The organism is Burkholderia metallica (assembly GCF_902832845.1).
GTDB classification, from domain to species: Bacteria; Pseudomonadota; Gammaproteobacteria; order Burkholderiales; family Burkholderiaceae; genus Burkholderia; species Burkholderia metallica.
The window spans coordinates 362,592-388,164 of the sequence record NZ_CADFDB010000005.1 but is presented as its reverse complement, the minus strand read 5'-3'; the positions used below and the strand labels follow the sequence as shown (position 1 = coordinate 388,164).

28 protein-coding genes are annotated in these 25,573 nt (G+C 67.2%); 8 read left to right on the top strand and 20 right to left on the bottom strand.

Features of this window, described 5'->3' with window-relative positions; genetic code table 11:
• Positions 1-140: 140 nt before the first annotated feature.
• From HWX08_RS17180 to HWX08_RS17135, 10 genes are all read right to left on the bottom strand, one after another.
• Positions 141-1,151, bottom strand: coding sequence for an inorganic phosphate transporter (locus HWX08_RS17180; RefSeq protein WP_069256863.1), 1,011 nt, complete (start codon positions 1,149-1,151; stop codon positions 141-143).
• Positions 1,152-1,161: 10 nt separating this feature from the next.
• Entirely contained in the window at positions 1,162-1,788 is a 627-nt protein-coding gene (locus HWX08_RS17175) for a DUF47 domain-containing protein (RefSeq protein WP_069256864.1), read from the bottom strand.
• 138 nt (positions 1,789-1,926) lie between these two features.
• Complete coding sequence (locus tag HWX08_RS17170; RefSeq protein WP_006486249.1) at positions 1,927-3,309, bottom strand: replicative DNA helicase; 1,383 nt, start codon at positions 3,307-3,309, stop codon at positions 1,927-1,929.
• A 139-nt stretch (positions 3,310-3,448) separates the two neighbouring features.
• The gene (rplI, locus tag HWX08_RS17165) at positions 3,449-3,901 is read right to left on the bottom strand and encodes a 50S ribosomal protein L9 (RefSeq protein WP_021156519.1); all 453 of its coding nucleotides are present in this window, start codon (positions 3,899-3,901) and stop codon (positions 3,449-3,451) included.
• 27 nt (positions 3,902-3,928) lie between these two features.
• Positions 3,929-4,204, bottom strand: a complete 276-nt coding sequence (gene rpsR, locus HWX08_RS17160) for a 30S ribosomal protein S18 (protein ID WP_006486248.1) — start codon at positions 4,202-4,204, stop codon at positions 3,929-3,931.
• A gap of 4 nt (positions 4,205-4,208) precedes the next feature.
• Complete coding sequence (gene priB, locus HWX08_RS17155; protein WP_006486250.1) at positions 4,209-4,508, bottom strand: primosomal replication protein N; 300 nt, start codon at positions 4,506-4,508, stop codon at positions 4,209-4,211.
• A 40-nt stretch (positions 4,509-4,548) separates the two neighbouring features.
• A complete protein-coding gene (gene rpsF, locus HWX08_RS17150) occupies positions 4,549-4,923 on the bottom strand; it encodes a 30S ribosomal protein S6 (RefSeq protein ID WP_006402295.1) in 375 nt (124 codons plus the stop codon).
• Positions 4,924-5,165: 242 nt separating this feature from the next.
• Complete coding sequence (locus tag HWX08_RS17145) at positions 5,166-6,080, bottom strand: anti-sigma factor family protein (RefSeq protein WP_174920532.1); 915 nt, start codon at positions 6,078-6,080, stop codon at positions 5,166-5,168.
• Positions 6,070-6,711 carry an RNA polymerase sigma factor gene (locus tag HWX08_RS17140; protein WP_174920531.1) on the bottom strand — a complete coding sequence of 214 codons (642 nt, stop codon included), beginning with the start codon at positions 6,709-6,711 and terminating at the stop codon, positions 6,070-6,072. The genes HWX08_RS17145 and HWX08_RS17140 overlap by 11 nt, the downstream gene beginning before the upstream one ends.
• A gap of 176 nt (positions 6,712-6,887) precedes the next feature.
• Positions 6,888-7,799, bottom strand: coding sequence for a LysR family transcriptional regulator (locus HWX08_RS17135; protein WP_069256867.1), 912 nt, complete (start codon positions 7,797-7,799; stop codon positions 6,888-6,890).
• 172 nt (positions 7,800-7,971) lie between these two features.
• Here HWX08_RS17135 and gcl point away from each other — a divergent pair, with 172 nt between their 5' ends.
• From gcl to lysM, 4 genes are all read left to right on the top strand, one after another.
• Positions 7,972-9,747: a glyoxylate carboligase gene (gcl, locus tag HWX08_RS17130; protein ID WP_174920530.1), complete on the top strand. Its 1,776-nt coding sequence runs from the start codon at positions 7,972-7,974 to the stop codon at positions 9,745-9,747.
• 43 nt (positions 9,748-9,790) lie between these two features.
• Positions 9,791-10,570, top strand: coding sequence for a hydroxypyruvate isomerase (gene hyi / locus HWX08_RS17125; protein WP_174920529.1), 780 nt, complete (start codon positions 9,791-9,793; stop codon positions 10,568-10,570).
• Positions 10,571-10,641: 71 nt separating this feature from the next.
• Positions 10,642-11,532, top strand: a complete 891-nt coding sequence (locus HWX08_RS17120) for a 2-hydroxy-3-oxopropionate reductase (RefSeq protein WP_069256870.1) — start codon at positions 10,642-10,644, stop codon at positions 11,530-11,532.
• 485 nt (positions 11,533-12,017) lie between these two features.
• Complete coding sequence (lysM, locus tag HWX08_RS17115; RefSeq protein ID WP_069256871.1) at positions 12,018-12,488, top strand: peptidoglycan-binding protein LysM; 471 nt, start codon at positions 12,018-12,020, stop codon at positions 12,486-12,488.
• A gap of 99 nt (positions 12,489-12,587) precedes the next feature.
• On the opposite strand, the gene HWX08_RS17110 is transcribed toward lysM, so the two are convergent.
• Entirely contained in the window at positions 12,588-13,610 is a 1,023-nt protein-coding gene (locus HWX08_RS17110; RefSeq protein ID WP_174920528.1) for an asparaginase, read from the bottom strand.
• Between the two features lie 240 nt (positions 13,611-13,850).
• Here HWX08_RS17110 and HWX08_RS17105 point away from each other — a divergent pair, with 240 nt between their 5' ends.
• The 3 genes from HWX08_RS17105 to HWX08_RS17095 all read left to right on the top strand — a co-directional run bounded on the left by HWX08_RS17105 (position 13,851) and on the right by HWX08_RS17095 (position 15,664).
• The gene (locus HWX08_RS17105) at positions 13,851-14,141 is read left to right on the top strand and encodes a PsiF family protein (RefSeq protein WP_069256873.1); all 291 of its coding nucleotides are present in this window, start codon (positions 13,851-13,853) and stop codon (positions 14,139-14,141) included.
• Between the two features lie 258 nt (positions 14,142-14,399).
• Positions 14,400-14,849 (top strand): hypothetical protein, encoded by a 450-nt coding sequence (locus HWX08_RS17100; protein WP_107313960.1) that lies wholly within the window; start codon positions 14,400-14,402, stop codon positions 14,847-14,849.
• A 227-nt stretch (positions 14,850-15,076) separates the two neighbouring features.
• Positions 15,077-15,664 (top strand): BPSL1445 family SYLF domain-containing lipoprotein, encoded by a 588-nt coding sequence (locus HWX08_RS17095; protein WP_069256875.1) that lies wholly within the window; start codon positions 15,077-15,079, stop codon positions 15,662-15,664.
• 95 nt (positions 15,665-15,759) lie between these two features.
• On the opposite strand, the gene HWX08_RS17090 is transcribed toward HWX08_RS17095, so the two are convergent.
• From HWX08_RS17090 to mltG, 9 genes are all read right to left on the bottom strand, one after another.
• Positions 15,760-16,824, bottom strand: a complete 1,065-nt coding sequence (locus HWX08_RS17090; RefSeq protein ID WP_069256876.1) for a glycosyltransferase family 4 protein — start codon at positions 16,822-16,824, stop codon at positions 15,760-15,762.
• A gap of 273 nt (positions 16,825-17,097) precedes the next feature.
• Complete coding sequence (locus HWX08_RS17085) at positions 17,098-18,273, bottom strand: AAA family ATPase (protein WP_174920527.1); 1,176 nt, start codon at positions 18,271-18,273, stop codon at positions 17,098-17,100.
• Between the two features lie 30 nt (positions 18,274-18,303).
• On the bottom strand, positions 18,304-19,476 hold the full coding sequence (locus tag HWX08_RS17080; protein WP_069256878.1) for a mechanosensitive ion channel family protein: 1,173 nt from the start codon (positions 19,474-19,476) through the stop codon (positions 18,304-18,306).
• 89 nt (positions 19,477-19,565) lie between these two features.
• Entirely contained in the window at positions 19,566-19,922 is a 357-nt protein-coding gene (locus HWX08_RS17075) for a Rap1a/Tai family immunity protein (RefSeq protein ID WP_006485939.1), read from the bottom strand.
• Positions 19,923-20,040: 118 nt separating this feature from the next.
• Entirely contained in the window at positions 20,041-20,751 is a 711-nt protein-coding gene (locus tag HWX08_RS17070; protein WP_069256879.1) for an ankyrin repeat domain-containing protein, read from the bottom strand.
• Positions 20,752-20,794: 43 nt separating this feature from the next.
• Positions 20,795-21,574, bottom strand: a complete 780-nt coding sequence (locus HWX08_RS17065) for a TatD family hydrolase (RefSeq protein ID WP_069256880.1) — start codon at positions 21,572-21,574, stop codon at positions 20,795-20,797.
• A gap of 141 nt (positions 21,575-21,715) precedes the next feature.
• Positions 21,716-22,744, bottom strand: a complete 1,029-nt coding sequence (locus HWX08_RS17060; RefSeq protein WP_069256881.1) for a DNA polymerase III subunit delta' — start codon at positions 22,742-22,744, stop codon at positions 21,716-21,718.
• A 19-nt stretch (positions 22,745-22,763) separates the two neighbouring features.
• Complete coding sequence (tmk, locus tag HWX08_RS17055; RefSeq protein ID WP_039367036.1) at positions 22,764-23,384, bottom strand: dTMP kinase; 621 nt, start codon at positions 23,382-23,384, stop codon at positions 22,764-22,766.
• A complete protein-coding gene (mltG, locus tag HWX08_RS17050; RefSeq protein ID WP_069256882.1) occupies positions 23,384-24,403 on the bottom strand; it encodes an endolytic transglycosylase MltG in 1,020 nt (339 codons plus the stop codon). Before mltG ends, tmk begins: the two co-directional genes overlap by 1 nt.
• Before the next feature lie 77 nt (positions 24,404-24,480).
• Here mltG and ygfZ point away from each other — a divergent pair, with 77 nt between their 5' ends.
• Positions 24,481-25,515, top strand: a complete 1,035-nt coding sequence (ygfZ, locus tag HWX08_RS17045; RefSeq protein ID WP_174920526.1) for a CAF17-like 4Fe-4S cluster assembly/insertion protein YgfZ — start codon at positions 24,481-24,483, stop codon at positions 25,513-25,515.
• Positions 25,516-25,573: the final 58 nt, after the last annotated feature.

The following is a 25,573-nucleotide window of genomic DNA, read 5'->3' as shown; positions in this document are numbered from 1 at the left end:
GCGCTCACCCGTTTCGCCGTCGCCTGCGGCCACCCGCGACGGCACCCGCCATGCGCCGCACATTCGCGCCGCCCCAAAGAAAATGCGCCGCAGCCTTTCGGCTTGCGGCGCATCGAGTGCCCGTTCGACGGTAGCGGCGATCAGAAAATCTGATGCCCGAGCCACCATCCGCCGGCTGCGAACAGCGCGGCCGCCGGCAGCGTCAGCACCCACGCCCACACGATATTGCCGGCTACGCCCCAGCGCACGGCCGACAGCTTCTGCGTCGCGCCGACGCCGACGATCGCGCCGGTGATCGTGTGCGTGGTCGACACCGGAATGCCGAGGAACGACGCGAGGAACAGCGTCATCGCGCCGCCGGTTTCCGCACAGAAACCGCCGACCGGCTTGAGCTTCGTGATCTTCTGACCCATCGTGCGCACGATGCGCCAGCCGCCGAACAGCGTGCCGAGGCCCATCGACAGGTAGCACGCGCCGATCACCCACGCCGGCGGCGCATCGGCGGTCGCCGACGCATAGCCCGACGCGATCAGCAGCATCCAGATGATGCCGATCGTTTTCTGCGCGTCGTTGCCGCCGTGGCCGAGGCTGTACAGCCCGGCCGACAGCAGCTGCAGCCGGCGGAAGCGCCGGTCGACCTTGCTGGGCGCGGTACGGAAGTACAGCCACGACACGCCGAGCATGAACAGCGAGCCGAGGATGAAACCGAGCAGCGGCGAAATGAAGATGAACGCAACCGTCTTCAGCAGCCCGTCGATGTTCAGCGAGCTCCAGCCCGACTTCGCGAGCGCCGCGCCGACGAGCCCGCCGATCAGTGCGTGCGACGAGCTCGACGGAATCCCGTAGTACCACGTGATCACGTTCCAGCCGATCGCACCGACCAGCGCGCCGAACACGACGTAGTGATCGACGATTTCAGGATCGATCGTGCCTTTACCGACGGTCTGCGCGACCTTCAGGTGGAAGATGAAATAGGCGATGACGTTGAACGCCGCCGCGAACACGACGGCCTGCTGGGGTTTCAGCACCCCGGTCGACACGACGGTGGCGATCGAGTTCGCCGCGTCGTGAAAGCCGTTCATGAAATCGAATACGAGCGCGACGAGCACGAGCGTCGCGACCATCCAGAGGGCGAGTTGTATCGAATGCATCGTGGTCCGCTCAGGCGTTTTCCAGCACGATGCCTTCGATGATGTTCGCGACGTCCTCGCACTTGTCGGTGATCTCTTCGAGCAGTTCGTAGATCGCCTTCAGCTTGATGAGCGTCTTCACGTCGTCTTCTTCGCGGAACAGCTTCGACATCGCCGAGCGCAGCACGCGATCGGCTTCCGACTCCCAGCGGTCGATCTCCTCGCACTGCTTGAGGATCTGCGCCGACTGCTTCATGTCGGACAGCAACCCGACCGCCTGCTGCACGTGCTGGGCCGACTGCGTGACGATGTGCGCGAGCTGGCTCGCCTCGGACGTGACGGAACGCACGTCGTACAGCGACACGGCCGTCGCGACGTCTTCCATCAGGTCGAGGATGTCGTCCATCGTCGTGATCAGCTTGTGGATCTCGTCGCGATCGAGCGGCGTGATGAACGTCTTGTGCAGAAGATCGATCGCCTCGTGCGTGAGCTTGTCGGCGGCCTTCTCGGCGGTCTGCACGTTTTGCTTGTGAATCTCGGCGTCGGCGAGATTGTCGATCAGCAGTTCGAGTTCGCGGCCACCGGAAACGATGTGCTTCGCGTGCGCGTTGAAGAGTTCAAAGAACTTGCCCTCCGTGGGCATGAATCGACCGAACATGGGATTCCTGAGAGATTGTCAAACTACTGTCACGAAAACGGGCGACATTGTACCGGTTTCGGTCGCGCCGCGACGCGCGCATATACGCGCGCCGGGATTGGATACAACGTTTGGCGAAATAAGGGTTTACAACCGGCGTTACTCGCCGTAGAAGGTCTGCGCCCCTGCAAAGTTGTCGAACTTCGTGTATTGCCCCAGGAACGTGAGCCGAACGGGGCCGATCGGCCCGTTACGCTGCTTGCCGATGATGATCTCGGCCGTCCCCTTGTCAGGGCTGTCGGGATTGTAGACTTCATCGCGATAAATGAACAGGATCACGTCCGCGTCCTGTTCGATTGCGCCCGATTCGCGCAAATCCGACATCACCGGACGCTTGTTCGGACGCTGCTCGAGGCCACGGTTCAGCTGCGACAGCGCGATCACCGGCACGTCGAGCTCCTTCGCGAGACTCTTCAGCGATCGCGAGATTTCCGAGATTTCGGTCGCGCGGTTCTCGCCCTGCGACGAGCCCGACATCAGCTGCAGGTAGTCGACGATGATCAGGCCGAGCTTGCCGCACTGGCGCGCCAGACGCCGCGCGCGCGAGCGCAATTCCATCGGATTCAGGCCGCCCGTTTCGTCGATGAAGAGCTGCGCCTCGCTCATCTTCTGCACCGCGTGCGTCAGCTTCGGCCAATCCTCGTCGGTCAGGCGGCCCGTACGCATCCGGTGCTGATCGAGCCGGCCGATCGAGCCGAGCATACGCATCACGAGCTGGGTGCCCGGCATTTCCATCGAGAACACCGCGACCGGCAGCCCGTACTCGACCGCGACGTATTCGCCGATGTTCATCGAGAAGGCGGTCTTGCCCATCGACGGGCGCCCCGCGACGATGATCAGCTCGCCGCCGTGCATCCCGGACGTCATCCGGTCGAGGTCAACGAAGCCGGTGGGCGTGCCCGTGACGTCGCTCGGATTCGCGGTGTGATACAGCGTGTCGATACGCTCGACCACCTGCGTGAGCAGCGGCCCGATCTCCAGAAAGCCCTGGTTGCCGCGCGCGCCCTCTTCGGCGATCGAGAACACCTTCGATTCGGCTTCGTCGAGCAGCTGGCGGACTTCCTTGCCCTGCGGGTTGAACGCATCGGCCGAGATTTCGTCGGCGACCGACACGAGCCGGCGCAGCACCGCCCGGTCGCGCACGATTTCCGCGTAGCGGCGGATGTTCGCGGCGCTCGGCGTGTTCTGCGCAAGGGCGTTGAGGTACGCGAGGCCGCCGACGTCGTCGGCCTTGCCGGACGTGGTCAGCGCTTCGTACACGGTCACGACGTCGGCCGGGCGCGTCGACGCGATCAGGCGACCGATGTGCTCGTAGATGATCCGGTGGTCGTAACGGTAGAAGTCGCCTTGCGACAGGAAGTCGGCAATCCGGTCCCAGGCCGCGTTGTCGAGCAACAGGCCGCCGAGCACGGATTGTTCGGCTTCGACCGAGTGCGGCGGGACTTTCAGCGATTCGATTTGGGGATCTTGCGGCGCGTTCATGGGTTGGGATTATCGCGAATAACCTACGACGACGCCAGAGAGCGTCCCGGCGAAGCGGCAATAAAAAAGGCAGGCCCCGGTTGCCCGGACGCCTGCCCTTGTCCGGACGACGGAAGCCGCCCGGAAAGCTTGCGTACGCTTACGCGTGGTCGCCGATCACGTTGATCGTGACGTCGACAACGACGTCCGTGTGCAGCGCGACCTGGACGTTGTGCTCGCCGATCATCTTCAGCGGGCCTTCCGGCATGCGAACCTGCAGCTTCTCGACTTCGAAACCTGCCTTCTTCAGCAGTTCCGCGACGTCGCCGTTCGTGACCGAACCGAACAGACGGCCGTCGACGCCCGACTTCTGCGTGATTTCGAACGACTGGCCGTTCAGCTTCTCGCCGACTGCCTGCGATGCCGCCAGCTTTTCAGCGGCGATCTTTTCGAGTTCCGCGCGGCGCACTTCGAATTCGGCGATCGCTTCCTTCGTTGCACGGCGAGCCTTGCGGTTCGGGATCAGGAAGTTGCGAGCGTAACCGTCCTTGACCTTGACGATGTCGCCGAGGTTACCCAGATTGGCGACTTTTTCCAACAGAATGATTTGCATTCGAATTCTCCTTATTGCGTCGCCTGATTACGCCTTGTGCTGATCGGTGTACGGCAGCAGCGCGAGGAAACGCGCACGCTTGATGGCCGTATCCAGCTGACGCTGATAGTGCGCCTTCGTACCCGTCAGACGAGCCGGCGTGATCTTGCCGTTTTCGCCGATGAAGTCCTTCAGCGTTTCCGTGTCCTTGTAGTCGATCTGCTCGACGCCTGCAGCCGTGAAACGGCAGAACTTCTTGCGCTTGAAGAGCGGGTTTTGTTGCTGACGACGCTTGTCGAATTTCTTACCAGTCGGGCGGGGCATGATTTCAGTCCTTTCCAATGTCCTGCAATGCTGTGATGTGAAACACCAAGGTTCTCGCGTTGCGGCTTTTCTTGGCCAGGAAGCCCGTGAACAGCGTTTCGACGCCCATTTCACGACTTTCCAGCTTGCCGCTCGCCTCACCGGCCGCCACCGCCTCGATCGTCATTTCGACCTGGCGGGGAATGCCTGCTTCGACGACTTCCGTGCGGTGGTGCAACGTGGCGCTTGCGATCGGAACACCCGCCGGCGTATATCGCACCGGGGCGCGTTCGACGACGCTCGCCGTCAATTGCAACCTGTTCACGTGAGTGACGCGCTCCTTGATGGCTTAATGAATGACGAACTTAAGCCTGCGCTTCGGTCGGCTGAGCTGCAGCCGCCTTCTTGGCTTCTTCGCGCTGAACTTCCTTCATCATCGGCGACGGGCCGGTTTCGGCCTTCTTCATCTTGACGATGAGGTGGCGCAGCACGGCGTCGTTGAACTTGAACGCGTGTTCGAGTTCGTCGAGCGTCGTCTGGTCGCACTCGATGTTCATGCAGACGTAGTGAGCCTTCGCGAGTTTCTCGATCATGTAGGCCAGTTGGCGACGGCCCCAGTCCTCGACACGGTGGATCTGACCGCCGTGCGACGTGATCGTGGTCTTGTAACGCTCGATCATCGCGGGCACTTGCTCGCTCTGATCGGGGTGCACGATGAATACGATTTCGTAATGACGCATTACACACTCCTTGTGGATTAAAGCCACCCGGGCGTCTGTACCGGTGTGGCAAGTGAGAAGCCGAAGATTCTAACCCGGATAAAGGGCGCCTGCAAGGCCAATCGGCGATTCGCGGGCGGATTCGGCCATGTTTTCAACGACTTGACGGGCCACGCGCCGGCCAACGGGTCGTCCTTCCGCCTTTTCTGTGGTCAGGGTCGAAACAGACGTATGCGGCGCGGCGGCCGCACACCGCCGCGCCGTCACTCGCTGCGCGTGCCGCCGAGCCGCGCATCGAGCGCGGTCCGGAATGCCGCGAGCGCCGACGGCTCGGCGTCGGTCACGGCCCACCACGTCATCCCGGCCGCGTCCCAGCGGTCGAGCGCATAGCCCTGCGACACCGTCGCGTACGGCGACCCCGGCCCCTCCCCGGCCGGCCGCACGTAGACGTCGATCACGTGCTGCCGGTAACGGTAGACGAGCACCGCGACGCGGCGGCGCCCGACGTAGTCGAGCCGGCCGCCGACCAGCGCGAAGCCGTCCGCCGCAAGATCCTCGACCGGCGGCGCATAGTCGAGCCGGCCGTTGAACCACGGCTTGACCGTATGCCGGTCGGTCGAGATCACGTCGATGTCGCGCGCCGACAGGTCGGCCCGCACGTGGCTCGACACGAGTTCGTCGACCGTGCGGTCGGTGTCGGCGTGGCGTGCCGACCACGTCATGGTGCCCGCCGCGGCCAGCGCCACCAGCAGCGCGACACCCCAGCCCAGCCCGGGCAAGGCGGCGACGCGCGGCCCCGTGCCTGCAGACGCCGGGCGCGCCGCGCCGGCGGGGTCCGTCAGCCACGAGAACCAGCGGCGGCCGCGCGGGCGCGACTGTGGCCTAGACTCGGGCTCGCGCTCGGGCCGCGGCGCCGCTCGCGCCTGCTCGCGCGCGGGCGCATCGGCCGCGGCGGGGGCCGCTGTCGGCAGGCTCGCGAGAATGCCGGCCCGCAGCGCATCCGGCGCACGGTGGTAGTCGGCCTGCCGCACGGCCTGCGTCAGCGTGACGATCCGCGCGCGTTCGCGGCGGCACGCTTCACACCCTTCGACATGCTGCTGGACCCGCAACGCATCGGGCGCCGACAGCTCGCGGTCGACGTCCGCGTCCAGCAACGCGCGCGCTTCGTTACAGTCCATCGATAGCCTCCGATGCGGTTCCGCCGGCCGGCGTACGGCCCGGCCTGCCTTCGGCCGCCGCTGCCGGCATGTCGCCGAGCAGCGCGGCGAGCCTGCGCCGGCCGCGCGAGAGCCGCGACATCACCGTGCCGACCGGCACGTCCGCGATCGCCGCGATCTCGCGATAACTCAGGTCTTCCATCTCGCGCAGCACGAGCACCTCGCGGTATTCGGGCGGCAGCTTCGCGAGCGCCGCGTTCACAAGCCGCACGTTCTCGCCGCGCAGCAGATGCGCGAGCGGATCCTCGGTCGCCGGCTGCCAGTCGTCGGGCACGTCGGTGTCGTCGAGCGTGTCGGGCAGCGCGACCTCGTGTGCATGCGTGCGGCGACGCCACTCCGTGTACCAGGTGTGGCGCACGATCGTCAGCAGCCACGGCCGCGCGTTGTCGCCGCGACACGAGTCGACGAAGCGCAGCGCGCGCATGCATGCGTCCTGGACGACGTCGTCCGCATCGCCGGCGTTGCCGCTCAGCCAGCGCGCGAGGTTGTACGCGGCGTCGAGATGCGGCAGCACCAGCGCGCGAAACCGCTCGCCGCGCGCGAGCGCGTCGTCCGCCGACCGCTCATCGACCGCCTGTCCGGCTTGCCCCACATCGCCTCCTGGTTCCGGCGGCCGAAGCCGCGCCCGTTCCGCGCCCGGTGCCCGGGCAGACCGGCAACGCGCGCACTCGATGACCTTACCGTCGTTGCGTCGAGTTTATTCCCGCGCCGCGCGCCCGACGCGTAAAAAAATGGCCGGCGCCGCCGTGGCCGGGCCGGCCGCGCCGGTTATGGGGTGGTGTTCCAGTAGCCGGGGCGCGCGTAAGCGGCACGCAGGTAGTCGATGAAGTAGCGCACGCGCGCCGGCACGTAGCGCTGCTGCGGGTAGACGGCGAGGATGTCGTAGTCGGGCAGCGCATATTCGTCGAGCACGGTTTCGAGCTCGCCCGTCTCGAGCTGCGCGGCGATTTCCCACGTCGAGCGCCAGCCGAGCCCGAGGCCCTCGGCCACCCAGCGGTGCAGCAGTTCGCCGTCGTTGCAGTCGAGATTGCCGGTCACGCGCATCGTCGCGATCTTGCCGTGGCGCTGGAAATACCAGCCGCGGTTCTGCCCGCCCTGCAGGTTAAACGCGAGACAGTTGTGCTTGAGCAGGTCGTCGAGCGACTTCGGACGGCCGTGCCGGCGGAAATAGTCGGGCGTGCCGCACACGACGCGCCGGTTCGACGCGAGCTTCACCGCGACGAAGTTCGGATCGACGGCGCCGCCGATCCGGATCGACAGGTCGTAGCCCTCGCGCACGAGATCGACGACGCGGTCGGTCAGGTTGAACGACAGCTGCATCTCCGGCTTGTCGGCCAGAAAGCCCGGCGCGTGCGGCGCGACGTGCTTGCGTCCGAACGCGGCCGGCGCCGACACGATCAGGTGGCCGCTGACCGCGCGCCGCCCGGCGGCCAGTTCGTTCTCGGCCTGGTCCCATTCGGTGAGCAGCCCGCGGCAACGCTCGAGGAACGCGGCGCCCTCCTCGCTGACCACCAGCCGCCGCGTCGAGCGGTACATCAGCTTCACGCCGAGACGCTTTTCGAGCGCGTCGATGCGCCGCCCGAGCACCACCGGCGACACGCCTTCCTCGAGCGCCGCCGCCGCGAGGCTGCCGGCATCGGCCACCCGCACGAACGTCTCGATCTGCTTGAAGCGATCCATCTCCCGTCTCCGTCTCTGTGCCGGCACCGGCGGAAAGCCCCGCCCGGCCGTCATTCCATACTTTTAGTTTCGAAAAAAGCGACTTCAGCGGATCTTATCAAACCTTTCCTGCATCCCTAAAGTGTCCCCAACAGACCCATTCGCAAGATCCGCCACATTCAAGGAGACATTCATGGCCAAGATGAGAGCCGTCGACGCGGCAGTGCTCGTGCTCGAGAAGGAAGGCATCCAGACCGCGTTCGGCGTGCCGGGTGCAGCGATCAACCCGTTCTACTCGGCCATGCGCAAGTCGGGCGGCATCAGCCACGTGCTGGCGCGCCACGTGGAAGGCGCATCGCACATGGCGGAAGGCTTCACGCGTGCGGCGCCGGGCAACATCGGCGTGTGCATCGGCACGTCGGGCCCCGCCGGCACCGACATGATCACCGGCCTCTACTCCGCGTCCGCCGACTCGATTCCGATCCTCGCGATCACGGGCCAGGCGCCGCGCGCACGCTTGTACAAGGAAGATTTTCAGGCCGTCGACATCGAGTCGATCGCGAAGCCCGTCACGAAGTGGGCCGTCACCGTGCGCGAGCCGGCGCTCGTGCCGCGCGTGTTCCAGCAGGCATTCCACCTGATGCGCTCGGGCCGCCCGGGCCCGGTGCTGGTCGACCTGCCGATCGACGTGCAGCTCGCCGAAATCGAATTCGACATCGACACGTACGAACCGCTGCCGGTCTACAAGCCCGCGGCCACCCGCGCGCAGATCGAGAAGGCGCTCGCGATGCTCAACGACGCGGACAAGCCGCTGATCGTGTCGGGCGGCGGCGTGCTCAACGCGGCTGCCGAAGACCTGCTCGTGCAGTTCGCCGAAACGATCGGCGTGCCGGTGATCCCGACGCTGATGTCGTGGGGCGCGATTCCGGATGACCACCCGTTGATGGCCGGCATGGTCGGTCTGCAGACGTCGCACCGCTACGGCAACGCCACGATGCTCGCGTCGGACTTCGTGCTCGGCATCGGCAACCGCTGGGCGAACCGCCACACGGGCAGCGTCGAGGTCTACACGAAGGGCCGCAAGTTCGTGCACGTCGACATCGAGCCGACGCAGATCGGCCGCGTGTTCGGCCCGGATCTCGGCATCGTGTCCGACGCGAAGGCGGCACTCGAGCTGTTCGTCGCGATCGCACGGGAATGGAAGGCCGCCGGCAAGCTGAAGGACCGCAGCGCATGGGTGTCGGAATGCCAGGAACGCAAGCGCACGCTGCAGCGCAAGACGCACTTCGACAACGTGCCGGTCAAGCCGCAGCGCGTGTACGAAGAGATGAACAAGGTGTTCGGCCGCGATACGTGCTACGTCAGCACGATCGGCCTGTCGCAGATCGCCGCCGCGCAGTTCCTGCACGTGTTCAAGGCACGCAACTGGATCAACTGCGGCCAGGCCGGCCCGCTCGGCTGGACGATTCCCGCCGCGCTCGGCGTGCGTGCCGCCGACCCGAGCCGCCCGATCGTCGCGCTGTCCGGCGACTACGACTTCCAGTTCATGATCGAGGAGCTGGCGGCCGGCGCGCAATTCAAGCTGCCGTACGTGCACGTCGTCGTGAACAACTCGTACCTCGGGCTGATCCGCCAGGCGCAGCGCGCGTTCGACATGGACTACTGCGTGCAGCTCGCGTTCGACAACGTGAACGCGCCGGAACTGAACGGCTATGGCGTCGACCACGTGGCGGTTGCGGAAGGCCTCGGCTGCAAGGCGCTGCGCGTGTTCAAGCCGGAAGAGATCGAGCCGGCGCTGCGCCAGGCGCAGTCGATCGCGGCGGAGTTCAGCGTGCCGGTGGTCGTCGAAGTGATCCTCGAGCGCGTGACGAACATCTCGATGGGCACCGAAATCGACGCGATCAACGAATTCGAGGATCTCGCCGAGAAGGCCGAGCACGCGCCGACCGCGATCTCGATGCTCGACTGACCCGCACGACATTTTTGACTGACCGACCGAAGAGGCTTAGCTCATGCCGAAGTTTGCCGCAAACCTGACCATGCTGTTCAACGAAGTGCCGTTCCTCGACCGCTTCAAGGCGGCCGCCGACGCGGGCTTCGACGCCGTCGAGTTCCTGTTCCCGTATCCGTACGCGAAAGAGGAACTCGCCGAACGGCTCGAGACGCACCGCCTGCGCCTCGTGCTGCACAACCTGCCTGCCGGCAACTGGGATCAGGGCGAGCGCGGCATCGCGTGCCTGCCCGATCGCGTCGGCGAATTCCAGGAAGGTGTCGGCCGTGCGATCGAGTACGCGAAGGCGCTGAAGGTGCCGCAGTTGAACTGCCTCGTCGGCATTCCGTCGGCGAGCACCGCGCGCGACACGACGTTCGTGACGATCGTCGACAACCTGCGCTTCGCCGCCGACGCGCTCAAGCGCGAAGGCATCCGCCTGCTCGTCGAGCCGTGCAACAGCTTCGACATTCCGGGCTTCGCGCTGAACCGCTCGTCCGAGGGGCTCGACGTGATCCGCGCGGTCGGCTCGGACAACCTGTTCCTGCAATACGACATCTATCACATGCAGCGCATGGAAGGCGAACTGGCCGCGACGATCGAGCGCAACCTCGCATCGATCGGCCACGTCCAGCTCGCGGACAACCCGGGCCGCAACGAGCCCGGCACGGGCGAGATCAACTACGCGTTCCTGTTCGCCCTGCTCGACCGGCTCGGCTATGCGGGCTACGTCGGCTGCGAATACAAGCCCCGTACCACCACGACGGAAGGCCTCGGCTGGCTGCAACGCGTCGCCGGCTGAGCAGCCGGTTCGGCGCGCCGCGCCGCCTGAGCACCGCCCTTCCCGTTTTCAGCCCTATAGGAGACTTTCACATGGCAACCATCGGTTTCATCGGCCTCGGCATCATGGGCGCGCACATGGCGCGCAACCTGCTCAAGGGCGACCACCAGCTCGTCGTGAACGGCGCGTTCCCGGTCCCGGACGATCTGCGCGCGAGCGCGAAGGTCGTCGCGAACTCGACCGAAGTCGCACGTAACGCGGACATCATCATCTCGATGGTGCCGGATACGCCGGACGTGCGTAACGTGCTGTTCGCCGACGACGGCGTCGCGAAGGGCCTCTCGGCCGGCAAGCTCGTGATCGACATGAGCTCGATCTCGCCGCTCGACACGCAGGAATTCGCGAAGCAGATCAACGCGCTCGGCTGCGACTACCTCGACGCGCCGGTGTCCGGCGGCGAAGTCGGCGCACGCGAAGCGACGCTGACGATCATGGTCGGCGGCCCGGAGCAGGCGTTCGAGCGCGCGAAGCCGCTGTTCGAGAAGATGGGCAAGAACATCACGCTCGTCGGCGACAACGGCGCGGGCCAGACCTGCAAGGTCGCGAACCAGATCATCGTCGCGCTGAACATCGAAGCGGTGGGCGAAGCGCTGCTGTTCGCCGCGCGTTCGGGCGCCGATCCGGAACGCGTGCGCCAGGCGCTGATGGGCGGCTTCGCCGCATCGCGCATCCTCGAAGTGCACGGCGCGCGGATGACCCGGCGAACGTTCGATCCGGGCTTCCGCATCGAGCTGCACCAGAAGGACCTGAACCTCGCGCTCGACGGCGCCCGCAAGCTCGGCCTCGCACTGCCGCACACGGCCAGCGCGCAGCAGCTGTTCAGCGTATGCGCGTCGCACGGCGGCAAGGCGTGGGATCACTCGGCCCTCGTGCGCGCGCTCGAGATCATGTCGAACTTCGAGATCGAGAAGACCGCGGGCTGAGCGCGGGCCGCGTCGCGCGGCCGGCTTTCCGCAGATGCAGCAACGCGCGCTCCGTCGCGATGACGGACACGCGAATGACACACGCGACCGGCCCGGCCGGTCGCGCCGATGCGCGCAGCACGCGCGCATCACGGTGGGGCGCCCCGCCGCGCATCGCTAACCGCGTGCGCGACGGGGCGAAAAACGCCGCTCTGGGCTGAGAGCGGCGTGGTGGGGTCCGCAGCGGCACCCGGCGACGCCGGGGAAGCCTTGGTCGGTCAGACGTCGTCGTCGGGTGTCCGCCTGTCGGATTTCGCGTATTACATTTCTTTACGTTCGGGCGTACGATTTTTCATGCAATCGTCGTCATGAACGCCTACACTTTCGCCACGCCTTTCGAGAAAACCGCCGCGCTAGCGTTCCCTCCGGTGACCGCGCCCAGCGCGGTGTTTTTTTCGCCACTTCACGGCGCGTTTTTTCTTTTCAACCACCTGAGGAGTGCAACGATGGGTCTTCTTTCGTTTATCAAAGAGGCGGGTGAAAAACTGCTGGGTCATGCCGATGCGCAAGCAGCGGAAGATCCGAATGCCGCAAACCAGACCGCGGCCGATGCGATCAAGAACTACATCAACACGCAGGGTCTCGATACGTCGAACCTGACCGTGGCGTTCGACGGCGCATCGCGCACCGTGACGCTGTCGGGCAGCGTGGCCGACCTCGACACGAAGGCGAAGGTCAAGGTCGCGGCCGGCAACGTACAGGGCGTCGCGGGCGTCAACGACGACGACCTGCAGCCGGACGATCCGGAAGTGCAGTACCACGACGTCAAGCCGGGCGACACGCTGTCGGCGATCGCCAAGGAAGTGTACGGCGACGCGAACAAGTACCCGGTGATCTTCGAGGCGAACAAGCCGATGCTGTCGAGCCCGGACAAGATCTACCCGGGCCAGAAGCTCGTGATTCCGCCGCAGTCCTGAGCATTCCCGCCGGACCGAAACGAAAAAGCAGGCCATTGGCCTGCTTTTTTTCATGCTGCGTGACGTGCGCGGCCCGAGCCGCGCGGGTCGGTCATCCGGTCACACCGTATCGAACGCGCGCTGCAGTGCGTCGCGACCCTGGATGCCGTTCGCGAGCGCGAGCATCAGCAGCACGCGCGCCTTGAACGGGTTCAGCGAACCCGCGCTCACGAAGCCGAGCGCATCGTCGCTCGCGGCGCCGTTGCGCATCACGTGCCCCGACCCGACGCGCGACGCGCGCACCACCGCCACACCCGCGTTCACCGCATCGGCGAGCGCCGCCTGCAGCGTCGCATGGATCGAGCCGTTGCCCGTGCCCGCGACGACGAGGCCGCGTACGCCGGCCGCGACCAGCGCGTCGACGGCCGTGCGCGTCACGCCCGCATAGCTGGCGACGACTTCGACGGGCGGCCACGTCGCGGCGATCGTCAACTGCATGTCGCGCGAGCGCGTGACGCGGCGCGCGAATTCGACCCGGCCGTCCTGCACCCAGCCGAGCGCGCCGAGTTCCGGCGACTGGAACGCGTCGACCGCATAGGTGCTCGTCTTCACGACGTCGCGTGCGCCGTGGATCCGGTTGTTGAACGCGACCAGCACGCCCTGCCCGCGCGCGGACGGATGCGCGGCCACCGTCACCGCGTTCAGCAGGTTCAGCGGACCGTCGGACGACAGCGCGGTCGCCGGGCGCATCGCGGCCGTCAGCACGACCGGCTTGTCGCCCTTCACGACCAGATGCAGCGCATACGCGGTTTCCTCGAGCGTGTCGGTGCCGTGGGTGATCACGATGCCGTCGATCGCCGGGTCGGCCATCAGCGCGTCGATCCGCGCGGCGAGCGTGTTCCACAGCGGCAGCGCGAGATCCTTGCTGTCGATGCTCGCGACCTGCTCGGCGTCGACGCGCGCGACCGACGCGAGCGCCGGCACCGCGTCGACCAGGAAACTGACACCGAGCGCGCCGGCCTGATAGCCGGCCGTGCTGGCCGCGTCGGGCGCGGCGCCGGCGATCGTGCCGCCGGTGGCGAGCACGGCGATGCGCGGCAGGGCCGCCGCGGACGAAGGAGATGCGGGATTCGAAGTATTCATGGCGCGATTGTAAAGGCTTGCGGCCGCAGCCGGCCGCCGCGCATCATGGTTTGTCCCGATCGCGCGGCCGGGCGCGCCGTCAACGGCCATCGTGTCCGCAACGTTATAGGAAGTGCCGTTTTGGTGTTTTCACATTGATTTGCCATAATCGGAGCGCGCGGCGCGATGCGGCCCTATCCTCATCGTGCGGTGCTTCGTGACGGCGTCGATAACACGCAATTCACCCATGGGAGTGTCGAAATGAAAATCCAATCGCTCGTAGCCGCAGTGCTTCTCGGCGGCATGCTGGCTTCCCCCGCGTTCGCGGCGAACAGCCAGCAGGACAAGATGAAGGCCTGCAACACCCAGGCAGCCGGCAAGACGGGCGACGAACGCAAGGCGTTCATGAAGGACTGCCTGTCGGCGAAGCCCGCGAAGGCAATGTCGCAACAGGAAAAGATGAAGGCGTGCAACACGCAGGCCACCGGCAAGAAAGGCGACGACCGCAAGGCGTTCATGAAGAGCTGCCTGAGCAACCAGCCGGCCGCCTGAGTTCCGGCGCTCCCGTATCGAATGCCGCGCACCGCTTCGGCGGGCGCGGCATTTTTGTTTTCGTTGCACGCGCATCGACGCGCGCTGCCCTGCCGCTTTCGCCCCCGCTTTCCCGGCCGCCGTCCCGGCGCCGCCACATGGTGCGGCAATTCGCCGCGTTTTCTTCTATGATGGCTGCAACGCGGCCCATCCAAGTACAAGAAGCGCCATCGGGCCGCCCTCGAGACGGACGCGCATGCGCGTCAAACGGAGGCTTGGATGGCATGGAGACAACACCGCTGGTTCCGCCGCTGGCTGATCGTGATCGTGTTCTGGGCCGTGCCCGTCGCGATCGTCGCCGTGCGCGAGATCCGCGAGGAAATGGCCTACAACAAGGCGGACCTGCAACTCGCGCTGACCAGCTGGCAGCTCACCGACGCGCAGCGGGCAGCCGGCGCCGCCGCGAAGTGTCATGGCGACCCCGACGAGGCGCGGGCGGCCGGTTGCCCGGCCGACGTGCTCGCCGCCAATGCGCCGCGCCAGCAGGCCGCCCGCGACGAATACGTGGTGCGCCGCAACACGCTCGCGGGCTACCTGTGGCACGCATTCGTCGGCTACTGGGTCGTGCCGGCCGCGTTCCTGTTCGCCTGCGGCGTCGTGATCGCGCTGATCCGCCGCGCGCTGCGCCGCCCGCCGATCAAGCCGCCCGTTCCGCCCGTCACGCACTGATGCGCGCGGCAGGCGCCGCCCTCCGTTCGACCGTCGTATTACCCGCCCGCCGACCCGCGTCGGCGCGCGCGCCGGTTCGTCCGTTGGCGCGCCGCGACATCCCCGCGCGATTTGACGCTTTTTCACGTCCCAACGAAAAGACGCTGTAAGCCGCTGTGATATAACTGCCGACGTGATCCGCTCCATGAGCGAGACTCACTCCGAACGTCATCCGATGGAGAAGAACGATGCAAAAACGGAATCTTGTGCTGAAAGCCGCCGCTGCGCTCATCGTCGGTAGCCTCGCGCTCACCGGTTGTACCACCACCCCGGACAAGCCGGACAACGCCGCCACCAACGCGTCGAAGCGCCAGGCAATCGACTCGAGCGTCGACGCCACGCTGTCGCGCATGTACTCCACGGTCAAGGGTTCGCGCGAACTCGTCGCGAAGTCGCGCGGCGTGCTCGTCTTTCCGGACGTGATCCAGGCCGGCTTCATCGTCGGCGGCCAGTCCGGCAACGGCGCACTGCGCGTCGGCGGCAGCACGGTCGGCTACTACAACACGTCGTCGCTGTCGGTCGGCCTGCAAGCCGGCGCCCAGTCGAAGGCGATCGTGTTCCTGTTCATGACGCAGCAAGCGCTCGACGAATTCCGCGGCTCGGACGGCTGGGCAGCCGGCGCCGGCGCGTCGGTCGCGCTCGTGAAGATGGGCGCGAACGGCGCGGTCGACACGACCACGGCCACCGCACCGGTCCAGGTCGTCGTGCTGACGAACGCGGGCCTGATGGGCGACGTGTCGATCAACGGCACGAAGGTCTCGAAGCTGAAGATCTGACGCTCGCGCACCACCCATGCGCAAACGGCGATGCCTTCGCGGGCATCGCCGTTTTTTTATCCGTACGCGCGCCGCGCCGGGCCGGTCGGATCAAGTCAGGTCGTCGAGTCGATCACCTTGAAGCGCGAACGCTTCTGCGCGCGGATCACCGACTGATACACGTCGACGTATTGCTGCGCCATCCGGCGCGACGTGAAGCGCGCCTCGAAGCGCTGCCGTACGCGCGCACGCGGCAGCAGGTGCAGCCGGTTCACGGCGGCCACCGCGCTGATTTCGTCCTCGACGATGAAACCCGACACACCCTCGTCCACCACTTCGGGCACGGCACCGCGATTGAACGCGATCACCGGCGTGCCACACGACATCGCCTCGATCATCACCAGTCCGAACGGCTCCGGCCAGTCGATCGGAAACAGCAGCGCATGCGCGCCCGACAGGAATTCGGCCTTCTGGTGATCCGCGATCTCGCCGATGAATTCGACGTGCGGCAACGCGAAGAGCGGCTTGATCTCGCGCTCGAAGTATTCCTGGTCGGCCGCGTCTATCTTCGCGGCGATCTTGATCGGCAGCCCGCACTGGCGGGCAATGCGGATCGCCGTGTCGACGCGCTTTTCCGGCGAAATGCGGCCGAGGAACGCGAGATAGCGCGGCTCGACCGGCTGCGGCAGGTACATCGTATCGGGCAGCCCGTGGTAGACGGTCGTCAGCCACTTCGCCTGCGGCAGCGGCTGGCGCTGCGAGTTCGAAATCGAGATCACCGGCGCCGTGTTGAACGTATCGAACACCGGCTGCTGCTCGGGCAGGTCGAGCCGGCCGTGCAGCGTCGTCACGTAAGGCGTTTCCTGCCGGTTGAAGATCGAGAACGAGTAGTAGTCCATGTGGAAATGGAGCACGTCGAAGTCCTTCGCGCGGCGCGCGACGGTCTCCATCAGCAGCATGTGCGGCGCGACCCGGTCGCGAATCGACGAATCGAGCCGCAGCGCGCGCGGCCAGACGGGCTCGAGCTTCGCCCGCGTCGTCGAATCGCCGCTCGCGAACAGCGTCACGTCGTGACCGAGCTCGACGAGCGCCTCGGTGATGTAGGACACGACGCGCTCCGTGCCGCCGTATAGCTTCGGCGGCACGGATTCGGTCAGCGGGGCGATCTGGGCAATTCTCATGGTCCACGTCTCCTGTGTCCTGTCCGTTGCGGCACGGCAGGCGCGCCGGCGCGCGCTCGCGCCCCGCTCGCCCCCATGCTGCGTCGGCCGGCATCGCGCCGGCCGGATATCTCATTATTATTCGCGATCCGGCGGCCTGGAACCGCCGGTCTTGCATTTTATGGGTGTTGTTACAGACACGATACATTCCGCCTGCCGGACCGATCCGGCCCCGACGCGACGAGCGCGCCCGCACGCACGCCGCCCCGCCACCCCACTTCACCACCTGCCCCGTCAGCGCGACGGCCACTTCCATGGCGGCAGGTCGCGCGTATCGGCATCGACGAGCGCAGTCGCGCCGAGCTGCTTGTCGAGCACCAGCGATTCGCAGCCGGCCTCGCGCTCGAGCGTCGCGATGAGCCGCGCCGCATGCGACACGACGAGCACCTGCGAGCGCTGGGCCGCCTGCGCGATCAGGCGGCCCAGCGCCGGCAGCAGATCGGGGTGCAGACTCGTTTCCGGTTCGTTGAGCACCATCAGCGCGGGCGGGCGCGGCGTCAGCAGCGCGGCCGCGAGCAGCAGGTAGCGCAGCGTCCCGTCGGACAGCTCGGCCGCCGCGAGCGGCCGCAGCAGCCCCGGCTGGCGCATCAGCACGTCGAAGCGGCCGCGGCCGCCCGGATTGTCGATCTCGACCGACGCGCCGGGAAACGCGTCGTCGATCGCCGCATCGAGGGCCGCGCCGTCGCCGATTTCGCGGATCGTCTGCAGCGCGGCGGCGAGGTCGGCGCCGTCGTCCGCGAGCACCGGCGTATGGGTGCCGATGTGCGACTGCCGCGCCGGCGCCTGCGCATCGGTCCGGAAGTGGTCGTAGAAGCGCCACGAGCGGATCCGCTCGCGCACCGCGATCATCTCGGGCGCACCGGTCGGATCGGCGAACTCGGTCATCATGCTGTCGAAGCTGGCCACCGGCTGCGGGATCGTCCGCCAGTCGCCCGACGCGGTGCGCGCGCGGATCTGCGCACCCTGCCGGTCGACCAGCAGCGTCGACGGGCGCAGCAGCGCGCCGCCCCAGATGCATTCGCGCTTGACGACCGGATCGAGCGAGAACTCCGAGCGGCTCGGGATCGGCATGCCGAGATCGATCGCATAACCGAAATCGTCGCACGCGAAACCGAGCTTCAGGCTCACGGGCCCCTTGCGCACCGTGCCCGTCACCGGCATGTCGCCGTCGAGCATCGCCCGCGAGAAGCGCTCGGGGCCGGCCCACAGCGTCGACGGCAAACCGCCTTCGCGGGCAAGCGACGGGATCACGCGCCCCTGCGCGGTATCGGCGAGCAGCCGCAGCGCGCGGTACACGCTCGACTTGCCGCTGCCGTTCGGCCCCGTGACGACGTTGAGCGCCGCGAGCGGCACGATCAGCTCGCGCAGCGAGCGGTAATTGGCGATGGCAAGCGTTTTCAGCGCGGTCATGATGAGCGTGGGCGGGCATGCGGGCCGCGTTCAGCGGCCTTCGGCGGACTGCGGGTCGGCCGCGGTGTTGGCCGCCGTGCTGGCGGCAGGCTGCCGCGCGTGCGGCCGCTCGGGCTTCGGCGCGTCCGGCGCCGATTCGTGCGGATACAGCTCCATCCGGCTGCGCGGCAGACATTGCGGATAGCGGTCCTGCAGGTACGCGATCAGCCCTTCCCGCACGCGGCAACGCAGGTCCCAGCACGACGACGAATCGGCCGCGCTGACGAGCGCGCGCAACTGCATCGTGCGCTCGGTCGCATCGGTCACCTGCAGCACCTGCACGCGGCCGTCCCACTCGGGCGCCGCATGGACGAGCCGCGCGAGCTCCTCGCGCAGCGGCGCGAGCGGCGTGCGGTAGTCGACCGACAGGTAGACCGTGCCGATGATTTCCGCGCTGCTGCGCGTCCAGTTCGTGAACGGGTTCTCGATGATCCACTGCAGCGGCACGACGAGGCGCCGCTGGTCCCACAGCCGCACCGACACGAACGAGCCGGTGATTTCCTCGATGCGCCCCCACTCGCCCTGGATCACGACCACGTCGTCGAGCCGGATCGGCTGCGTGAGCGCGATCTGCAGCCCGGCGATCAGGTTGCCGAGCACCGGCCGCGCGGCGATACCGGCGACCAGCCCGGCAACGCCGGCCGACGCCAGCAGGCTCGCGCCGACCTGGCGCACGTTCGGGAACGTCATCAGCGCGGCGCCGGTGCCGATGATCACGATCAGCACCATCACCGTCCGCACGAGCACCTTGGCCTGCGTATGGATGCGCCGCGCATGGAGGTTGTCGGCCGTATCGATCGGATGGGCCTGGATGATGGCATCGCCGACGCCGGCCGCGAGCCGCACCAGCAGCCACGTGAGCGACACGATCGAGCCGACCGCCGCGGCCGTGCGCATGCCGCGCACGAACGACATGCCGTCGTCCGCCTGGACCCACACGAATTCGAGCGCCAGCAGCGCGAGCACGACGAGGGACGGCCTGTCGATGTAGCGCAGGATCGCGCTCATCAACGGATACGGCTGCGCGATGCGCTTGACGATGCGTGCGCCGAGACGGTGCACGATCGCGACGACCAGTACGACGATGACCGACACGGCCAGCGTGCCGAGCCATGAATGCAGCGGCGCATCGCTGATGCGCTGAATTGCCTCGATTGAAATCATCGGCGCCCTTGGGTGATGAGGCGCGCACGCCTCGTCCTGGATGCGTCGGCGAAGCCCGGGCCGCGTACGGGCCCGGACACGGCATCAGATCAGTTGCCGCTCCTGCACGGAAACGCCTTGCCGAGACCGAGCGACACCGCGGTGCTCGCGTTGTAGTCGGCCAGCTTCGGATTTTCCGCGATGTACTTGCGCACCGCGTCGGTCATCTGCTGCGCCCGGATGTCGGGCGGCAGGCAGAAATACTGGCCGACCCGCGGCCCGGTAGTGCCGCCGATCGCGTCGATCGTGTTGTAGACGCCGTCGGCGGCGCCTTCGATGTAGGCCGCGCACGACGCCCGCGACTTGACGTCCGTCTTCGCGCACAGCCGGTCGAGATCCGCGCCCGTGAAAGCCGCCGCCGACAACGGCACGGCAAACGCCGCGGCACAAAACATTGCGCGCAACATGGTGTTCCTTATGTCAATGCGGCCCGAGGCCGCCTGCTGCCTTGGCCGGCACGGCGCCGGGCGCCCTGCTCCGGCCGGAATCCGGCCGGGCGGGCACCGTCTGCCGCACCGAAAACCGTCATTTTGCACTCTTTTGCGCATCCGCCGGCGTCGATGCACCGATGCGCGTCGTCCGCTTGCTCAGGATCTCGATCGCGTCCGGCGCGTTGTAGTGCTTCGCGAATTCGAGCGCGGTGATGCCGAGCTGGTTCTTCACCTGCGGATCGGCGCCCTGGTCGAGCAGCAACGTGACCGTCGATGCGTGGTTGCCGCGCGCGGCCATCATCAGCGGCGTCGTGCCGTTCGGCGACGCGGTGTCGATGTACGCGTCGTGGTCGAGCAGCAGCTTCACGACCGCGTCCTGGCCGTTGGTGGCCGCGTAGTGCAGCGGCGCCCAGCCCTTCTTGCTGACTTCCGCGCCCTTGTCGATCAGCAGCTTGGCGAGGCCGAGGTCGCCGTTCAGCGACGCGAGCATCAGCGCGTTCTCGCCGGCCTTGTCTTCCTTCTCGAGATCGACGTTCGGGGTCGTCGCGAGCGCCGCCGCGACCTTGTCGGACTTCTCGCGCGCGGCGATCACGAGCAGCGGGTCGCCGTTCGGCGCGATCGTGTTCGGGTCGAGCTTGCCGCTCTTGAGCTGCTTGCCGATGTCGGCGATGTCGTCGAATTTGACGGCCTTGACGATCGCGTCGAGCGATTCGGCATGCGCGCCGGCTGCCGCGAACAGGCCGCTCGCGACGAATGCGGCGGCAACGAGTGCGCGTTTGGGCAGATGGTTGATCGGCTTCGTCATTGTTGTGGGCTCCTTCCCTGGGTTGTCGGCTGTGCGCCCGTCGTTAGCGGGCGATCTTGAACAGCCGGAAAAAGTTCTGCGTCGTCGCATCGGCGAGCGCCTCGACGGCCATCCCGCGTTCGGATGCGATAAAGCGTCCGACATGGCTGACGTACGCAGGTTCATTCGGCTTGCCGCGATACGGCACAGGTGCGAGGTACGGCGAGTCTGTCTCGATCAGCAGCCGGTCGAGCGGCACGCGCCGCGCGACGTCCTGCACGTCGGTCGCGTTCTTGAACGTGACGATGCCCGACAGCGAGATGTGGAAGTTCTGCGCGAGCGCCTGCTCGGCCACCGGCCACGGCTCGGTGAAGCAGTGCATCACGCCGCCCGGCACGTCCGCGCGCTCCTCGGCCATGATCCGCAGCGTGTCTTCCGACGACGCGCGCGTATGGATGATCAGCGGCTTCATCGTCGCGGTCGCCGCGCGGATGTGCGTGCGAAAGCGCTCGCGCTGCCATTCCATGTCGGCGATCGAGCGGCCTTCGAGGCGGTAGTAGTCGAGGCCCGTTTCGCCGATCGCGACGACCTTCGGGTGCGCGGCCAGTTCGACGAGTTCCGCGAGCGTCGGCTCGCGCGCGTCCTCGTGGTCGGGATGCACGCCGACCGACGCGTAGACGTTCTCGTGCGCGTCCGCGATCGCCAGCACCTCCGGCAGCGTCTCGAAATCGACGGACACGCACAGCGCATGCGTGACGTCGTGCTCGCGCATGTTCTCGAGAACGGCCGGCAGGCGGTCGGCCAGGCCCTTGAAATTGATGTGGCAGTGAGAGTCGACGAACATCGTGTTTCCTGAATACGTGAGGCGGGCGCTCAGGCGCTCGCCGGCAGGCGGCAACGGGCGGCGTTCGCGGGCCGGCCGGCCCGGGCAGCGTCGCGGCGCGATCCGTTCACCGTTTCAAAACCCATGAGAAACAATGCCGGATCAAACGAACATTTCCCGATATCCGAGAAACAATTCCTCGAATACGAGCCGTGCGTTGAGCGGATGGTTCTCGACCGTCCGCTGCCGCGTCACGGCCTTCATGAAGCGTGCGAACGCATTCGCATCGACCGCTTCCGCGCAGCGCGCAAGCGCCGCCGCGTGCGTCGGGAAGTAGCGCGGCGCGCCCGCCATCCGTTGCGCGAGCAGATCGTACAGCCAGCGCTGCAGCCAGCCGAGCACCAGCGGCACCGGCAGCTTCTGCAGCGTCTCGCCGCACGCGAACGCGTCGCATGCGGCACCGGCCGCGAGCTGCCCGAGCGTGTAATCGCGCAGCGGGCGGTTCTCGTCGCTTGCGAGCGCCAGCGCGGCGAGCGGCGCGCCGCCGGCCTCGGCGAGCAGCGCTGGCGCATGGTCGACGCCCTGCGCGGCGAGCCAGGCCGCCGCCGCGTCGGGCGCCGGCACCGTCATCGGCCACTGCCGGCAGCGGCTGATGATCGTCGGCAACAGGCGGTCGATGCGCGCCGACACGAGCAGGAACACGACGCCGGACGGCGGCTCCTCCAGCGTCTTCAGCAGCGCGTTCGACGCGGCGACGTTCAGCGCCTCGGCCGGATACAGCACGACGACGCGCGCGCCACCGCGGTGCGAACCGACCCCGCAGAAGTCGAGCAGCGCGCGCACCTGCTCGATCTTGATTTCCTTGCTCGGCGCACGCGTCTTCTTGCCGCCTTCGTCCGCGTCGGCCGCTTTCGCGTCGTCCACGGCGCCCGGCGCCTCGCCGGCCAGCGCCTCGGGCAGCACGATCCGGTAGTCAGGATGGTTGCCTTGCGAGAACCACGTGCAGGCCGCGCAGGTGCCGCACGGCTCGCCGTTCGGCTGCGGCGATTCGCACAGGAAGCCCTGCGCGAGATGCTGCGCGAACTGCAGCTTGCCGATCCCGGCCTGGCCGTGCAGCAGCAGCGCATGCGGCCATTGCGCGCGCAGTTGCTGCAGGCGGTTCCAGTCGTCGGTCTGCCACGGATAGATCATGGGGTGCGCTCCTTGCGAATTACAGCGCGGCGAGCACGCGTTCGAGCTGCTGGCGGATCTCGGGAATCGTCTGCGTCGCATCGACGATCGCGAAGCGGTGCGGCGCCTCTTCCGCCCGCCGCAGGTATTCGCTGCGCGTGCGCGAGAAGAACGCGTCGGACTCGCTTTCGAACTTGTCGGGCATGCGCGCGGCGCCGCGACGCTCGCTCGCGACTTGCGGCGCGACGTCGAACAGCACCGTGAGATCGGGCTGGAAGCCGCCCTGCACCCAGCGCTCGAGCGTCTCGAGCTTGTCGCGCGGCAGCCCGCGGCCGCCGCCCTGATAGGCGAACGTCGCGTCGGTGAAGCGGTCGGACACGACCCAGTCGCCGCGCGCGAGCGCCGGCTCGATCACGAGCGCCAGATGCTCGCGACGCGCGGCGAACATCAGTAGCGCTTCCGTCTCGAGATCCATCGGCTGGTTCAGCAGGATTTCGCGCAGTTTCTCGCCGAGCTGCGTGCCGCCCGGCTCGCGGGTCACGACGACCTGCCGGCCGGCCGCGGCCAGCTTGCCCTGGAGACGTTCGCAGAACCATTGCAGGTGGGTGGTCTTGCCCGCCCCGTCGATGCCTTCGAACGTGATGAATTTACCGCTCGCCATTATTGACCTCGTATGTACTTGTCCACGGCCTTGTTGTGGTCGCCGAGCGTGTCCGAGAACACGCTCGTGCCATCGCCTTTCGCGACGAAATAGAGCGCGCTCGTCGGTGCCGGGTTGATCGCCGCCTGCAGCGCGGCCACGCCCGGCAGCGCGATCGGCGTCGGCGGCAGCCCGCGTCGGGTGTAGGTATTGTAGGGAGTGTCGGCCTGCAGGTCGCGCTTGCGCAGGCGGCCGTCGTACGCGTCGCCGAGCCCGTAGATCACCGACGGATCGGTCTGCAGCGGCATGCCGATGCGCAGCCGGTTCGCGAACACGGCCGCGACGAACGCGCGATCGGCCGCGTGGCCCGTTTCCTTTTCGACGATCGATGCGATCGTCAGCGCTTCGTAAGGTGTCTTGTACGGCAGGCCCGGCACGCGTGCGGCCCATGCCTCGTCGAGCCGCGTCTGCATCAGATGGTATGCGCGCCGGTAGATGTTCAGGTCGCTCGTGCCCTTGTCGAACAGATAGGTATCGGGGAAGAACAGCCCCTCGCCGCTACCGCGCTGCACCGCGCTGTCCGGCGCGCCGATCGCGCGCAGCAGCTCGGCGTCGCTCATGCCGGCCGTCGAATGCGCGAGATCGGGGTTCGCGTCGAGTTCCGCGCGCATCCGCTTGAAGGTCCAGCCTTCGATGACCGTCGCGACGTATTCGTTCACGTCGCCGCGCGCGATCTTCTGCAGCACCTCGTAAGGCGTAATGCCGGTCTTGAATTCGTAGTTGCCGGACTTGAGCCGGCTCGACAGCCCGAGCACGCGCGTCATCGCGACGAAGCCGAGCGGCGCGACCGGCACGCCGCCGCGCTTCAACTGCAGCGCGACGCTCTTCACGCTGCTGCGCGGCTTGATCGTGACGTCGAGCGATGCCGAACCCAGCAGCAGCGGCCGGGTCGCCCAGTAATATCCGCCGCCCGCGCCGGCAGCGGCCACAACGACGGCCAGCGCCACGATCGTCGCGGCGCATTTCTTCAGTAGGGACATGGAAACGTGACTCAGGTAAGACCCATATAATACTTGCTCGCCTCCGTCAAAGTCAGGGTTGACTGTTCCCTCATTCCATGAGCACACCGTTCGCTTCACCGGCTGCCCAGGCCGCATCTGCCTCGCTCCCCGTTTTCCCCCGCCCGTCCGCCGCCGATTTCGACGCGCCGGCCGCCTGCATGCCGCTGCCGCAGTTCGGCGTGATCGACGTGGCCGGCGACGACGCCGCGACGTTCCTGCACAGCCAGCTCACCAACGACATCGAGCATCTCGACGCCGCGAGCGCGCGGCTGTCCGGCTATTGCTCGCCGAAGGGCCGCCTCCTCGGGTCGTTCCTCACGTGGCGCGCGGGCCACGGCGTGCGCCTGCTGGTGTCGAAGGACGTGCAGCCGGCCGTGCAGAAGCGGCTGTCGATGTTCGTGCTGCGCGCAAAAGCGAAGCTGACGGATGCGAGCGACACGCTCGCGGTGGTCGGTTTCGCGGGCGACGTGCGCGACGCGCTGTCGGGCATCTTCGATGCGCTGCCGGACGGCGTGCACGTGAAGGTCGACGGCCCGGCCGGCACGCTGATCCGCGTGCCCGATGCGGCCGGCCGCAAGCGCTATCTGTGGATCGGCCCGCGCGCGGAAGTCGACGCGCGCGTCGCCGCGCTCGGCAATACGTTGCCGATCGTGTCGCCGGCGGTATGGGACTGGCTCGACATCCGCGCGGGCGAGCCGCGCATCACGCAGCCGGCCGTCGAACAGTTCGTGCCGCAGATGATCAACTTCGACGTGATCGGCGCCGTCAACTTTCGCAAGGGGTGCTACCCGGGCCAGGAAGTCGTCGCGCGCAGCCAGTATCGCGGCACGATCAAGCGCCGCACCGCGCTCGCGCACGTTGCCGGCGACACCGATACCGTGCATGCCGGCGTCGAGCTGTTCCACAGCGAGGACCCCGGCCAGCCGTGCGGGATGGTCGTCAACGCGGCGGCCGCGCCCGCGGGCGGTGTCGACGCGCTCGTCGAGATCAAGCTCGCCGCGCTCGACAGCGGCACCGTGCACCTCGGCTCGGCCGACGGCCCGGCGCTCGCGTTCGATACGCTGCCGTACGCATGGCCGACGGAAGTTTGACGCACCGACAACCCATTCGCGCGCCGGCTCGCAAGTCGCAGCCGGCGCCCGATGTTTC